The 12037-nt window shown below is 69.7% G+C and carries 12 protein-coding genes; 7 read left to right on the forward strand and 5 right to left on the reverse strand.

The features are described 5' to 3' along the window. Positions 1-105 precede the first annotated feature (105 nt). Both NYP07_RS14215 and NYP07_RS14220 read right to left on the reverse strand, forming a co-directional pair. Positions 106-1359, reverse strand: a complete 1254-nt coding sequence (locus tag NYP07_RS14215) for a branched-chain amino acid ABC transporter substrate-binding protein (protein WP_268151542.1) — start codon at positions 1357-1359, stop codon at positions 106-108. A gap of 86 nt (positions 1360-1445) precedes the next feature. Then, positions 1446-3092, reverse strand: a complete 1647-nt coding sequence (locus NYP07_RS14220; protein ID WP_268151544.1) for a 3-(methylthio)propionyl-CoA ligase — start codon at positions 3090-3092, stop codon at positions 1446-1448. Positions 3093-3227: 135 nt separating this feature from the next. Between NYP07_RS14220 and NYP07_RS14225 the strand changes: the two genes are divergently transcribed. From NYP07_RS14225 to NYP07_RS14245, 5 genes are all read left to right on the forward strand, one after another. Continuing rightward, positions 3228-4688: a protein adenylyltransferase SelO gene (locus NYP07_RS14225; protein WP_268151546.1), complete on the forward strand. Its 1461-nt coding sequence runs from the start codon at positions 3228-3230 to the stop codon at positions 4686-4688. After that, positions 4685-5101, forward strand: coding sequence for a peptide-methionine (R)-S-oxide reductase MsrB (gene msrB, locus NYP07_RS14230; protein ID WP_268151548.1), 417 nt, complete (start codon positions 4685-4687; stop codon positions 5099-5101). The genes NYP07_RS14225 and msrB overlap by 4 nt, the downstream gene beginning before the upstream one ends. A gap of 115 nt (positions 5102-5216) precedes the next feature. Continuing rightward, positions 5217-5855: a septation protein A gene (locus NYP07_RS14235; protein WP_268151550.1), complete on the forward strand. Its 639-nt coding sequence runs from the start codon at positions 5217-5219 to the stop codon at positions 5853-5855. Continuing rightward, positions 5852-6112 (forward strand): BolA family protein, encoded by a 261-nt coding sequence (locus tag NYP07_RS14240; protein ID WP_268151552.1) that lies wholly within the window; start codon positions 5852-5854, stop codon positions 6110-6112. The genes NYP07_RS14235 and NYP07_RS14240 overlap by 4 nt, the downstream gene beginning before the upstream one ends. 67 nt (positions 6113-6179) lie before the next feature. Then, positions 6180-6983 (forward strand): foldase protein PrsA, encoded by an 804-nt coding sequence (locus NYP07_RS14245; RefSeq protein WP_268151554.1) that lies wholly within the window; start codon positions 6180-6182, stop codon positions 6981-6983. A gap of 152 nt (positions 6984-7135) precedes the next feature. Here the strand turns inward: NYP07_RS14245 and NYP07_RS14250 are convergent, their stop codons facing one another. After that, complete coding sequence (locus NYP07_RS14250; RefSeq protein ID WP_268151556.1) at positions 7136-7807, reverse strand: ABC transporter ATP-binding protein; 672 nt, start codon at positions 7805-7807, stop codon at positions 7136-7138. Here NYP07_RS14250 and NYP07_RS14255 point away from each other — a divergent pair. After that, on the forward strand, positions 7806-8453 hold the full coding sequence (locus tag NYP07_RS14255) for an arylesterase (RefSeq protein WP_268151558.1): 648 nt from the start codon (positions 7806-7808) through the stop codon (positions 8451-8453). The two genes, NYP07_RS14250 and NYP07_RS14255, sit on opposite strands and share 2 nt — an antisense overlap. A gap of 3 nt (positions 8454-8456) precedes the next feature. On the opposite strand, the gene NYP07_RS14260 is transcribed toward NYP07_RS14255, so the two are convergent. Next, positions 8457-10346: a DUF6600 domain-containing protein gene (locus NYP07_RS14260; RefSeq protein ID WP_268151560.1), complete on the reverse strand. Its 1890-nt coding sequence runs from the start codon at positions 10344-10346 to the stop codon at positions 8457-8459. A 69-nt stretch (positions 10347-10415) separates the two neighbouring features. Then, positions 10416-10952 carry a peptide deformylase gene (def, locus tag NYP07_RS14265; protein WP_268151562.1) on the reverse strand — a complete coding sequence of 179 codons (537 nt, stop codon included), beginning with the start codon at positions 10950-10952 and terminating at the stop codon, positions 10416-10418. A gap of 48 nt (positions 10953-11000) precedes the next feature. On the opposite strand from def, the gene NYP07_RS14270 reads away from it, so the two are divergent. Beyond that, positions 11001-11957, forward strand: a complete 957-nt coding sequence (locus NYP07_RS14270; RefSeq protein ID WP_268151564.1) for an MBL fold metallo-hydrolase — start codon at positions 11001-11003, stop codon at positions 11955-11957. The last annotated feature ends 80 nt before the right edge of the window (positions 11958-12037 follow it).

Below are 12037 nucleotides of genomic sequence, written 5' to 3' on the forward strand. Positions count from 1 at the left end.
CCGTTCAGCAGGTTGATGAAGACTTGATCCAAGACAGCAGCCGGCAGGGTCCAGGGATCGCGCCGCCGCAAGCGGGCGGCGCGGTCGAGTCAGGCGCTCAGGCGGTCAGCCCGGTCGCTTCATCTGGCAGGAAGTCGGAGTCGACGACACATACGACTCGAACTGCTTCACCGGCGCCAGCGTCATGCCGGTGTTCTCGGGGCTGTAGGGATACTTCGCGTCGGCCTTCTGCCAGACCGAGATGTAGAGGGCCTGCTGCAGCTGGTGGTCGGACTTGCGCATCGTCACGTCGCCGTTGAAGCTCTTGACGGTCAGCCCCTCCAGCGCCTTCGCGACCTTGACCGGATCGGTGGACTTGGCGTTGGCCATGGCCTGGCTCAGCATCAGCAGGATGTGGTCGGCGCTGAGCGTGTACATGTCGTCGTTGAATTTGGCCTTGAACTCGTTGGCCAGCTTCTGCGTCTCTCCACCCAGGTTGTAGTGGCTGTAGGCCACCTGGTAGACGCGGCCCGCGCCGCCCTGGCCCAGGGCCGTCGGCGTGCCGGTGACGCCGGTGTAGTAGGTGTAGAACTTGCCGTTGTAGCCGGCCTCGTTGGCGGCCTTGACGAGCAGGGCCAGGTCCGAGCCCCAGTTGCCGGTAATGACGGTGTCGGCGCCGCTGGCCTTGATCTTGGCGACATAGGGCGCGAAGTCGCGCACCTGGGCCAGCGGGTGCAGGTCCTCGCCGACGACCTGGATGTCGGGGCGCTTGCGCGCCAGCATCTCCTTGGCGTACTTGGCGACCTGGTGGCCGTGGGCGTAGTTCTGGTTCAGCAGGAAGACCTTCTTGACGTCGGGCTGGTCTTTCATGAAGGTGGTCAGAGCCTCCATCTTCATCGAGGTGTCGGCGTCGAAGCGGAAGTGCCAGTAGCTGCACTTGCTGTTGGTCAGGTCGGGGTCCACCGCCGAATAGTTCAGGTAGACGACTTCCTTGCCAGGGTTGCGCTCGTTGTATTTGCCGACCGCGTCGCTCAGCGCCAGCGCGACGCTGGAGCCGTTGCCCTGCATGACATAGCGGATGCCCTGGTCGGTGGCGGCTTTCAGCAGGTTCAGCGTCTCGGCGGGGCTGAGCTTGTTGTCGAAGGTGACGATCTCGAACTTCACGCCGGCCGGGTTGCTCTTGTTGAACTTCTCGGCCAGGAACTGGAAGGTCTTGACCTGGTTCTGGCCGACCGGGCCCATCAGGCCGGAGAGCGCGTCGATATAGGCCAGCTTGACCGTCTCGCCCTTCTGCGCCTGCACGGCGCCGGCCGCGAGCGCCAGCGCGGCTGCCGCAGTCATGGCTCGCAAGGGGAAGCGAGTCGAAGTGATGTCGAACATGCCGGTCTCCTGTTGTGGCTCTGAATGTGAACGAAAGTTAATCCAGCCCGCCGCCGCCGATGGCCCGGGCTTACCCGACGCAAGGCTCAGGCGGTCGGCAGCCTGTGGTCCTTGAACTGGTCGCGCAGCTTGAGCTTCTGCAGCTTGCCCGTGGCCGTGTGCGGCAGCTCGGCGACGAAGACGACGTCGTCGGGGATCTGCCACTTGGCGATGCGGCCGTCGTAGAAGGCCAGCAGATCCTCGCGCGTCAGCGCCGCATCAGGCTTCTTCACGACGACGAGCAGCGGGCGCTCGTCCCACTTGGGGTGGCGGGCCGCGATGACGGCGGCCTCGTGCACGGCCGGATGGGCCATCGCGATGTTCTCGAGGTCGATGGAGCTGATCCATTCGCCGCCGGACTTGATGACGTCCTTGCTGCGGTCGGTGATCTGCATGAAGCCGTCGGCGTCGATGGTGGCCACGTCGCCGGTGGGGAACCAGCCGGGCTCGCCGTCGACGCTGATCAGCGGCGAGGCGTCGTTCTTGAAGTATTGCGAGATGACCCAGTGGCCGCGCACGACGAGGTTGCCGGAGCTCTGCCCGTCCCAGGGCAGCGAGCGGCCCTCGTCGTCGATGACGGCCATGTCCACGCCGTAGATGGCACGGCCCTGCTTCTCCAGCAAGTGCTGCTGCGCGTCGGCCGGCAGCGCCAGCTGGCGCGTCGTCAGCCGGGACAGCGTGCCCAGCGGCGACATCTCCGTCATCCCCCAGGCATGGATGACTTCGATGCCGTAGTCCTGCTGCAGCGACTTCATCATCGCCGGCGGGCAGGCCGAGCCGCCGATGACGGTGCGCTTGAAGCTCGAGAACTTCAGCCCGTTGGCCTTCACATAGTTCAGCAGGCCCAGCCAGACGGTGGGCACGCCGGCGCTGAAGTTGACCTGCTCGGCCTCGAAGAGCTCGTACAGGCTCTTGCCGTCCAGATGCGGCCCGGGCAGCACGAACTTGCAACCGACGATGGCCGCGCTGTAGGGCAGGCCCCAGGCGTTGACGTGGAACATCGGCACGACCGGCAGGATGACGTCGCGGCTGGAGCAGTCCATCGCGTCCGGCAGCGCCGCGGCGTAGGCGTGCAGCAGCGTCGAGCGGTGGCTGTAGACGGCGCCCTTGGGGTTGCCGGTGGTGCCCGAGGTGTAGCAGATGCTGGACGCGGTGTTCTCGTCGAACGAGGGCCAGGCGTAGTCGCCGGTCTCGGCGGCCAGCAGCTCGTCGAAGCACAGCAGGTTGGGGATGGGCGAGCTCGCGGGCATGTAGGCGCGCGACGTCATCATCACGAAGTGCTGCACGCTCTTCAGCAGCGGCGCGATCTTCTCGACCAGCGGCAGGAAGCTCGCGTCGAAGCAGAGCACGCGGTCCTCGGCGTCGTTGGCGATCCAGACGATCTGCTCGGGGAACAGGCGCGGATTGATCGTGTGGCAGACCAGGGCCGAGCCCGAGGCGCCGTAGTAGATCTCGAGGTGACGGTGGCCGTTCCAGGCCAGCGTGCCGATGCGGTCGCCACTCCGGCAACCCAGCCGCGCGAAGGCCTGCGCGGCCTGGCGCGAGCGCTGCGCGACCTCGCGCCAGTTGCTGCGATGCAGGTCGCCCTCGACCCGTTTGCTGACGATCTCGGTATCGCCCGAATGCCGCTCGGCGTGCTTCAGCAACGACGAGATCAGCAAGGGCTCCGACATCATCCGGCCCATCAATGCCATGGTTTGTCTCCTGCGGGTCTTATCGAACCAGTCTAGTCCTCGCGCTGCAGGCCCGTGCGTCACAACCGCGACCCTTCTCCCCCGGGGAAACACCCAGGCGAGCAGGGTGCAAGACCCCCTCACTAAACTGCTGCGATGACACCGCTCGACGGCCTCGCCTGGGCCAACCGCTTCGCGTCGCTGGGGCCGGACTTCTTCACCGAACTGCCGGCCCAGGGCCTGCCCGACCCGCACTGGGTGGCGCGCAGCCCGGCCTGTGCCGAAATGCTGGGCTGGCCGGCCGAATGGCCGCAGTGGCCAACGGCCCTCGATGTCTTTGCCGGCAATGCGGCCTGGCCCGGCATGCGGCCGCTTGCGGGCGTCTACAGCGGCCACCAGTTCGGCGTCTGGGCCGGCCAGCTGGGCGACGGCCGCGCGCTGTGGCTGGGCGAGGTCGACAGCCCCGCCGGCCCGCAGGAGCTGCAGATCAAGGGCGGCGGCCTGACGCCCTACTCCCGCCGCGGCGACGGCCGCGCGGTGCTGCGCTCGTCCATCCGCGAGTTCCTGTGCTCGGAGGCGATGGCGGCGCTCGGCGTGCCGACGACGCGGGCGCTGTGCATCACCGGCTCGCGCCTGCCCGTCATCCGCGAGAGCGTGGAAACGGCAGCCATCGTCACGCGCGTCGCGCCCAGCTTCGTCCGCTTCGGCCATTTCGAGCACTTCGCCCACCACCAGCAGCTCGATGCGCTGCGCCGCCTGACCGACTGGTTCATCGCCCACCATGCGCCCGAATGCGCCGACGCCCCCGAACCCGCCGTGGCGCTGCTGCGCAAGGTCGCGCTGCAGACGGCCGACCTGATCGCACACTGGCAGGCCGTCGGCTTCTGCCACGGCGTGATGAACACCGACAACATGTCCATGCTCGGCCTGACGCTGGACTACGGCCCCTTCGGCTTCATGGACGGCTTCGACCCCGGCCATGTCTGCAACCACAGCGATGACCGCGGCCGCTATGCCTATGCCCGCCAGCCGGCCGTCGCGTTCTGGAACCTGCATGCGCTCGCGCAGGCCCTGCTGCCGCTGCTGCCCATCGATTCAGAGAAGGACACCGAGGCCTCGACCGAGAGGCTGCTGGAGGCCGTCGAGGCCTACCGCGAGCGCTTCGCCGGCCAGATGCTCGGCCGCATGCGCGCCAAGCTCGGCCTGGACGGCGAGCAGCAGGGCGACCAGGCGCTGGCCGACGACTTCCTGAAGCTGATGGCGGCCTCACGCGCCGACTTCACGCTCAGCTTTCGCCGCCTGTCGCGGGCCTTGTCGACACCCGAGCCGCTGCGCGACCTCTTCATCGACCGCGAGGCGCTGGACGCTTGGCTGGCGCGCTGGCGCGCGCGCACGGCGCCCGATGCCGAGGCCCGCATGCTGGCCGTCAACCCGGCCGTCGTGCTGCGCAACCATCTCGCCGAGGGCGCGATCCGCGCGGCCCGGGACGGCGATTTCACGGAGATCGAGCGGCTGCTGAAAGTTCTGGGCCGCCCGTTCGACGAACCTGCTCTCCCCGGCGACGCGGCCCTGCCGCCCGACTGGGCTCAAGCCCTCGAAGTCTCCTGTTCATCATGAGCCACGACACCTCCAAGCCCTACCCCGTCCAGAAGACCGACGCCGAATGGCGCGAACAGCTGGACGCGATGCAATACCAGGTCGCGCGGCACGCCGCCACCGAGCGCGCCTTCACCGGCAAATACTGGGACCATTTCAAGGACGGCCGCTACCACTGCATCGGCTGCGGCACGCCGCTGTTCGAGTCCGCCACCAAGTTCGACGCCGGCTGCGGCTGGCCCAGCTACTGGGCGCCGGTCAACAGCGAGGTCATCGAACGCATCGTCGACCGCAGCCACGGCATGGTGCGCATCGAGGTGCGCTGCAACAAATGCGGCAGCCATCTGGGCCATGTCTTCCCCGACGGCCCCGAGCCCACCGGCGAGCGCTATTGCATCAACTCGGCGGCCATCGACTTCGTCGGCGAGAATTAGCCCACCCCCCTAGCGGCTTCGCCGGCCCCCTCAAGGGGGCACTGCCAGCGGCCCGGCAAAGCCGGTTCCGCGGCAGTTGCTCGGAAATGCACTCCGCTTCGGCAACGCCCGTGAAATGAAACTCCTGCTCGATTTCCTGCCGCTGATTCTTTTCTTCGTCGTCTTCAAGGGCGCCGAAGGGCATGCCGACGCGGCGGCCGCGTTCGCGACCGAGCACTTCGGCTTCCTCGTTTCCGGCGGCGTCGTCGGCGCCCAGGAGGCGCCGGTGCTGCTGGCGACGCTGGTCGTCATGGTGGCCACGCTGGCCCAGGCCGCCTTGCTGAAGCTGCGCGGCAGGAAGATCGACCTGATGCTGTGGATCAGCCTCGTGCTCGTCGTCACCCTCGGCGCGGCCACGGTCTGGTTCCACAACGAGACCTTCATCAAGTGGAAGCCCACCGGCCTGTACTGGGCGATGGCGCTGGCGCTGTGGGTGTCGCAGGCCTGGTTCGGCAAGAACCTGATCCAGTCCATGCTGGGCGCCGAGTTGCAGCTGCCCGACGCCGTCTGGCTCAAGCTCAACCGCGCCTGGGTGCTGTTCTTCGCGGCCATGGGCGTGCTCAACCTCTACGTGGCCTACAACTTCTCGACCTCGGCCTGGGCCAATTTCAAGGTCTTCGGCGTGACCGGCCTCATCGTGCTGTTCACGCTGGCCCAGGGCCTCTACCTGGGCAAGCACCTGCCCGAGGCCGACGAGAGCAGCAGGGAATCATGATCGCCACCGAGATCGAGGCGCGGCTGCGTGCCGAACTGGCACCGCTGGCCTTCAGCCTGCGCGACGACAGCGCCCAGCATGCCGGCCACGCCGGCGCCCGCGAGGGCGGGCATTTTCATGTGCTTGTCGTCTCCGCGCGCTTTACTGGCCTGCAACGCTTGGCCCGCCACCGCCTCGTTTATCATTGTTTGTCCGACCTGATGCAGCGCGGCATTCATGCGCTGACCATCGATGCGCGAGCCCCGGGCGAACCCTGAGGTCAAGCGCAACCGAACCGCGCGCCCCGTTCCGGGCGCGATTTTTTTACCTGCCATACCCCACTCCATGAAGAAGTTTGCGCTCGCCGCCGTCGTCGCGGCCACCATCTCGGCCCTGCTGCCGGCTGCCGCAACTGCGCAGAACGTCGCCACCGTCAACGGCAAGCCCGTGCCCAAGGCGCGCGTCGAGACGCTGATCCAGCAGGTCACCAAGAGCGGCCAGCAGCAGCGCTCGCCCGAACTGGAAGCCCAGGTCAAGGACGAGGTCGTCCGCCGCGAGATCTTCATGCAGGCCGCCGAGCAGCGAGGCGTGCCCCAGACCGCCGACTTCAAGGCCCAGATGGAACTGGCCCGCCAGATGCTGCTGATCCGCGGCCTGATGGAAGACTTCCGCGCCAAGAACCCCGTCTCCGACGCCGACGCCCAGGCCGAGTACGACAAGTTCAAGGCCAGCAACCCGACCAACGAATACCGCGCCCGCCACATCCTGGTCGAGAAGGAAGAAGACGCCAAGGCCCTGATCGCCCAGATCAAGGGCGGCGCCAGCTTCGAGGAACTGGCCAAGAAGAACTCCAAGGACACCGGCTCCGCCGCCAACGGTGGCGACCTGGACTTCGCCAACCCGAACAACTTCGTGCCCGAGTTCAGCAAGGCCATGACCGCGCTGCAGAAGGGCGAGATGACGCAGGAGCCGGTGAAGAGCCAGTTCGGCTACCACATCATCAAGCTCGAAGACATCCGCGCCGCCACCTTCCCGGCCTTCGACGACGTCAAGGCCCAGATCAAGCAGCGCATCGAGCAGCAGAAGATGGCCGAGTTCCAGGAAGGCCTGATCAAGAAGGCCAAGACCGACTACACCTTCGCGAAATAAGCCCCCCCCGAAGGCGCTTCGCGCCTCCCCCTCAAGGGGGCGCAGCCAGTGGCCTGGCAGAGCCAGTTCCACGGCTGCCGCTGGAGGGGCGGTGGCTGCCTGATGGCAGCACCTATCAAGCCTGTCGGGTCATGCCGACAGGCTTTTTTGCTTCATGCCACCAACTGCCCGGCCTCGATGCGCAGCTGCCGCTCGCAGCGCGCCGCGATCTCGCGGTCGTGGGTGACCAGCACCAGCGTCGTGCCGGCCTCGCGGTTGAGCTCGAACATCAGTTCCATCACGGCGGCGCCGGTCGCGAAGTCGAGGCTGCCGGTGGGTTCGTCGGCCAGCAGCAGGGCCGGGCGCAGCACGAAGGCACGCGCCAGCGCCACGCGCTGCTGCTCGCCGCCGGACAGCACGCGCGGGTAGTGGCCGAGGCGCTCGCCCAGGCCCACGCAGGCCAGCATCGCACTGGCCTGCTCGCGCGCGTCGCGCGTGCCGCGCAGCTCCAGCGGCAGCATCACGTTCTCCAGCGCCGTCAGGTTGGGCAGCAGCTGGAAGCTCTGGAACACGAAGCCCAGCTCGCGCGCCCGCACGGCCGCGCGCTCGTCCTCGTCGAGCGCGAACAGGTCCTGGCCGCGCAGCCTGACCGTGCCGTCGCTGGGCGTGTCCAGGCCCGCCAGGATGGCCAGCAGCGTGCTCTTGCCCGAGCCCGAGGCGCCGACGATGGCGACCGGCTCGCGCGCGGTCAGCTCGAAGCCGATGTCATGCAGAATCGTCAGCTCCCCGGTGGCGTCGCGCACGCGCTTGGTGATTCGATCAACTTGGACAAGGGCTTCGGGCATGTCGGGACTGCGGCGGCGGACTTGGGTGGCGCACTTTAGCCTGGGGGTCGCCGCCGCCTGGAGCGCGGGGCCTGCCGCGGCTGCGGCCGACGCACCGGTCGTCCTCGTCGTCGGCGACAGCCTGTCGGCCGAGTACGGCCTGAAGCCCGGCGACGGCTGGGTGGCCCTGCTGCAGAAGCGCCTGGCCGAGCAGAAGAAGCCGCATCGCGTCGTCAACGCCAGCATCAGCGGCGACACGACGGCCGGCGGCCGCAGCCGCCTGCCCGCGGCGCTGCGCGCGCACCGGCCGGCCATCGTCATCGTCGAGCTGGGGGGCAACGACGCGCTGCGCGGCCTGCCGCTGGCCAGCACGCGCGACAACCTGCTCGCCATGGCCCGCGCGGTGCAGGACGCCGCGGCCCGGCTGGTCGTCGTCGGCATGCAGGTGCCGCCCAACTACGGCGCGGCCTACGGCAAGGAGTTCGTCGGCCTGTTCGAGCAGGTCGCGCGGCAGGCCCATGCCGGCCTCGTGCCCTTCCTGCTGAAGGGCGTGGCCGACCGCGCGGACGCGATGGACTGGTTCCAGCCGGACCGCATCCACCCACTGGCCAAGGCCCACCCGCTGATGCTGGACAACGTCTGGCCGGCGCTCAGGCCGCTGCTGTAAGCCTCACCTGTCGTTCTGCTTCTGCCGGTCGTCGCGCCGGTCCTGATGCGGGCCGTCCTGCCGGCCGCGCTGCGGGCCTTCGTCGCGCTGCTGGGCACGCTGCTGGACCTGGGGCTGCTGCGGTTGCGGCTGGGGTGCAGGCACCTGAACCCGCGGCGGCTCGGGCATGCGCTGGGGCTCCATCTGCGGCACGCGACGCTGCGTCTCCTGCTGGCGCTGCTGTTCTTCCCAACGCTGGCGTTGCTGCATCTCGTCGCGACGCTGCTGCTGCTCCTGCTGGCGCTGCTGCACGTCCTCGCGTCGTTGCTGCTCCTCGCGCTGCTGCTGGGCCCGCCACGGCAGGTTGCCGTCGCCGCGCTGCGGCTGCTCGATGCTCGGGCGCGGCTGGGCCGGCTGCACGGGCTGCTGGGGCTGCGGCACGACGGCCGGCGCGGGCAGCCGTGGCTCGAACCCGTGCGGGTTGTTGTTGTCGCGGCGCAGCGGCGTCTGGCCCGCCGCGCCGGCCTCGGGGCCGCGCGGCCATGCACGCCGCTCGGGCTCGGCCGGGCGTGTCGGCGCCACGGGCAGCATGGCCGCCAGGTCGCCGCGGCCGGGCGCGGCCGGCAGCGGCCGGGCCCAGCCGGGCTCGGCCTTGCGATCGGGGCCGCGCACGGGCATGGGCTGGATGGCCGCGCCCGGCCCTGGCAGCATGCTGACGGCCATCGGCACGTCGCGGTAGCGGTTGGGGCGCTGCACGGTGACGGGGTCGCGCAGATCGCGCGGGTCGTTGATGCGGCTCACATAGCGCGGGCTGTGGTAGTAGGAGGGCATGTAGACCTCGCGCGGCGCCAGCGGATACCAGCCATAGCTCGGCGGCGCTGGGGGGCCGCCAAAGCCGATGCTGATGCCGACGCTGACCGTCGGCCCACCCACCCAGCCGACCAGGGCCGGCGCGTAGACCGGGCGGTGCACATAGGGCCCCGGCGCCCAGCACCAGTGCCCGCCCCAGCTGACCCAGCGGCCGTAGTGGAAGGGCGCGAAGCCCCAGGGTGCGTCGTCCACCCAGGTCCAGCCCCAGTGGCGCGACCAGACCCAGTGGCCATAGCGGTAGGGCGCCCAGTCGGCGACGATGAGGGTGGTCGGGATCCAGACGGTGCCGTAGTCGGGCGAGGCCTCCCAGCGGCCGTAGCGGTCCAGGTCCTCGGCGCCCGTCATCTCAGGCGACACATAGCGGGCCACGGGCCGGTCGCCCTCGTCGCGGCTCTCGCCCAACACCCAGTCGCCGAAGCCGTCGCCGTACAACGGGCCACGCTCGGCGCGCGGGCCGTCGGGCCACCAGAACTCGATCTGCTCGCCGGTGCCAACCCAGACCGGGTCGGCGCCGCGCGCCCAGTCGAAGCGCAGCCGCCCCTGCCAGACATAGGCCTTGCTGCCGCGGTCGAGCTGCTCCACGCGGTACAGGCCCTCGCGCTCGGGCCGGGCCGTGCCCTCGCGGGTGCGCAGCCGCGTCTCCATCGCGTTCTCGACGCTGCGCAGCCGCACGGCGACCTCGCCCCGGTCGATGTCCAGCAGGGTCTGGCCCTCGTCGAGCTGGCTCAGCGCCAGGTCGCTGCGCTCGTCGACCCAGATCGTCGTCGAGCCGACGCGCAGGCGGAGGCGGGCGCGGTCGTCGGTGCGCACGCGGTCGCCCTCGGCCACCGTCTGGTTGCGCGCCAGCCGCGTCCATTCGCGGTTCTCGTGGTCGAACAGCCAGGCATCGCCGACGACGCTGACGACGCGCGCGGCGCGCGCGGGCGGGTCGCGGTCGGCGTCCTGGGCCTTGGCGGCCGGCGCGATGGCGACCAGCAGGGCCAGCGCCAGCACGCGCCAGTGGCGGCGGGTCAGCACGAGCCTGGATTCGGTGGACGTGTTCATGATGAGCCGATGCTCCTTTACCGCACGCTAACGCGCGGGGCGCCCGGTCGGTGGACGCCGCTTACAAAGTCAGTCGTCCGCGGCGGGATCGAGTTCGGGAAACAGCACGGACGTGTAGCCGAAGCGGCTGAAGTCGGTGACGCGCATCGGGTAGAGGATGCCGTCCAGGTGGTCGCACTCGTGCTGCACGACGCGGGCATGGAAGCCCTCGGCGATGCGGGCTATGGGCTGGCCGTCGGCGTCGAAGCCGGTGTAGCGGATGCGCTCGTCGCGCTCGACGACGCCGCGCAGGCCCGGCACCGACAGGCAGCCCTCCCAGCCCTCGCTGCGACCGCCCTCCAGCACCTCGATGACCGGGTTGATCAGCACGGTCGGCGGCACCGGCGGCGCATCCGGGTAGCGCGGGTTCTTCGCGTAGCCGAAGATGACCAGGCGCAGGTCCACGCCGATCTGCGGCGCCGCGAGGCCGGCGCCGCTGGCGGCGGCCATGGTTTCGAACATGTCGGCGATCAGCGCCTTCAGCCCGGGCGTGCCGAACTCGGCCACCGGCTGGGCGACGCGCAGCAGGCGCGGGTCGCCCATCTTCAGAATCTCGTGAACGGCCAAGCGGGCCTCCTTCGGCTATCGTGCGGGCCGATTCTAGAAATCCTCCCTATGCCCGACTTTCTCGAAGACCTCGGCCACGGCATCTACGCCATCGACACCGGCTTCCAGCGCCCGCGCTTCGACGCGGCCTATCTGATCGTCGAGAACGGCCGCGCAGCCTTCGTCGACACCGGCACCAACCACGCGGTGCCGCGCCTGCTGGCCGCCCTGGCCGCGCTGGGCCTGGCGCCCGAGGCGGTCGACTGGGTCATCCCGACCCATGTGCACCTGGACCATGCCGGCGGCGTGGGCCTGCTGATGCAGTCCCTGCCCAAGGCCCGCGCGCTGGTCCACCCGCGCGGCCTGCGCCATATGGTCGACCCCAAGGCGCTGTGGCTGGGCGCGCTGGCCGTCTACGGCGAGGAGGAGATGCAGCGCAGCTACGGCAAGCTGGTGCCGGTGCCGGCCGAACGCGCCGAGGCCAGCCACGACGAACAGCTGCTGATGCTGGCCGGCCGGCCGCTGCGCCTCATCGACAGCCCCGGCCACGCCAGGCACCACCACGCGATCTGGGACGAACGCAGCCGCAGCTGGTTCACGGGCGACACCTTCGGCCTGTCCTACCGCGCCTTCGACGTCGACGGCCGCGCGTGGGTGCTGCCGACCAGCACGCCGGTGCAGTTCGAACCCGACGCGCTCAAGGCCACCGTCGCGCGGCTGCTGGCCGCCGGGCCGGTGGCCATGCAGGTCACGCACTACGGCCGCATCGGCTGCAGCGTGGACGAAGTGAAGCGCCTGGCCGCCCTGATGCTGGACCAGGTGGACGAAATGGTCGCGCTGGCCGAATCGCTGCGCGCCGCACCGGACCGGCACGAACGGCTGAAGGCCGGGCTGCTGGACGACTATCTCGCGCGGCTGCGCGCCCACGGCCATGCGGCCGGTGCCGATGCCGCGGATTGGCTGGCGCTGGACGCCGAGCTGAACGCGCAAGGCCTGGAAGTCTGGTTGGATCGTCCAGCCCGCTGACGGGGCGCCCCGCCCCGCCCCGGTGCGCGCCGCCGCACCGCCGCAGTGCCGCAAACCCACCCTGACCCGCCCCATGCCGT

Origin of the sequence: Pelomonas aquatica (genome assembly GCF_026712205.1) — a bacterium.
GTDB classification, from domain to species: Bacteria; Pseudomonadota; Gammaproteobacteria; order Burkholderiales; family Burkholderiaceae_C; genus Pelomonas; species Pelomonas aquatica.

What these genes read in the sequence shown, in the direction of transcription:
- NYP07_RS14215 (WP_268151542.1), bottom strand. Translation starts at nt 1,359, where the DNA reads ATGTTCGACATCACTTCGACTCGCTTCCCCTTGCGAGCCATGACTGCG.
- NYP07_RS14220 (WP_268151544.1), bottom strand. Translation starts at nt 3,092, where the DNA reads ATGGCATTGATGGGCCGGATGATGTCGGAGCCCTTGCTGATCTCGTCG.
- NYP07_RS14225 (WP_268151546.1), top strand. Translation starts at nt 3,228, where the DNA reads ATGACACCGCTCGACGGCCTCGCCTGGGCCAACCGCTTCGCGTCGCTG.
- msrB (WP_268151548.1), top strand. Translation starts at nt 4,685, where the DNA reads ATGAGCCACGACACCTCCAAGCCCTACCCCGTCCAGAAGACCGACGCC.
- NYP07_RS14235 (WP_268151550.1), top strand. Translation starts at nt 5,217, where the DNA reads ATGAAACTCCTGCTCGATTTCCTGCCGCTGATTCTTTTCTTCGTCGTC.
- NYP07_RS14240 (WP_268151552.1), top strand. Translation starts at nt 5,852, where the DNA reads ATGATCGCCACCGAGATCGAGGCGCGGCTGCGTGCCGAACTGGCACCG.
- NYP07_RS14245 (WP_268151554.1), top strand. Translation starts at nt 6,180, where the DNA reads ATGAAGAAGTTTGCGCTCGCCGCCGTCGTCGCGGCCACCATCTCGGCC.
- NYP07_RS14255 (WP_268151558.1), top strand. Translation starts at nt 7,806, where the DNA reads ATGTCGGGACTGCGGCGGCGGACTTGGGTGGCGCACTTTAGCCTGGGG.
- NYP07_RS14250 (WP_268151556.1), bottom strand. Translation starts at nt 7,807, where the DNA reads ATGCCCGAAGCCCTTGTCCAAGTTGATCGAATCACCAAGCGCGTGCGC.
- NYP07_RS14260 (WP_268151560.1), bottom strand. Translation starts at nt 10,346, where the DNA reads ATGAACACGTCCACCGAATCCAGGCTCGTGCTGACCCGCCGCCACTGG.
- NYP07_RS14270 (WP_268151564.1), top strand. Translation starts at nt 11,001, where the DNA reads ATGCCCGACTTTCTCGAAGACCTCGGCCACGGCATCTACGCCATCGAC.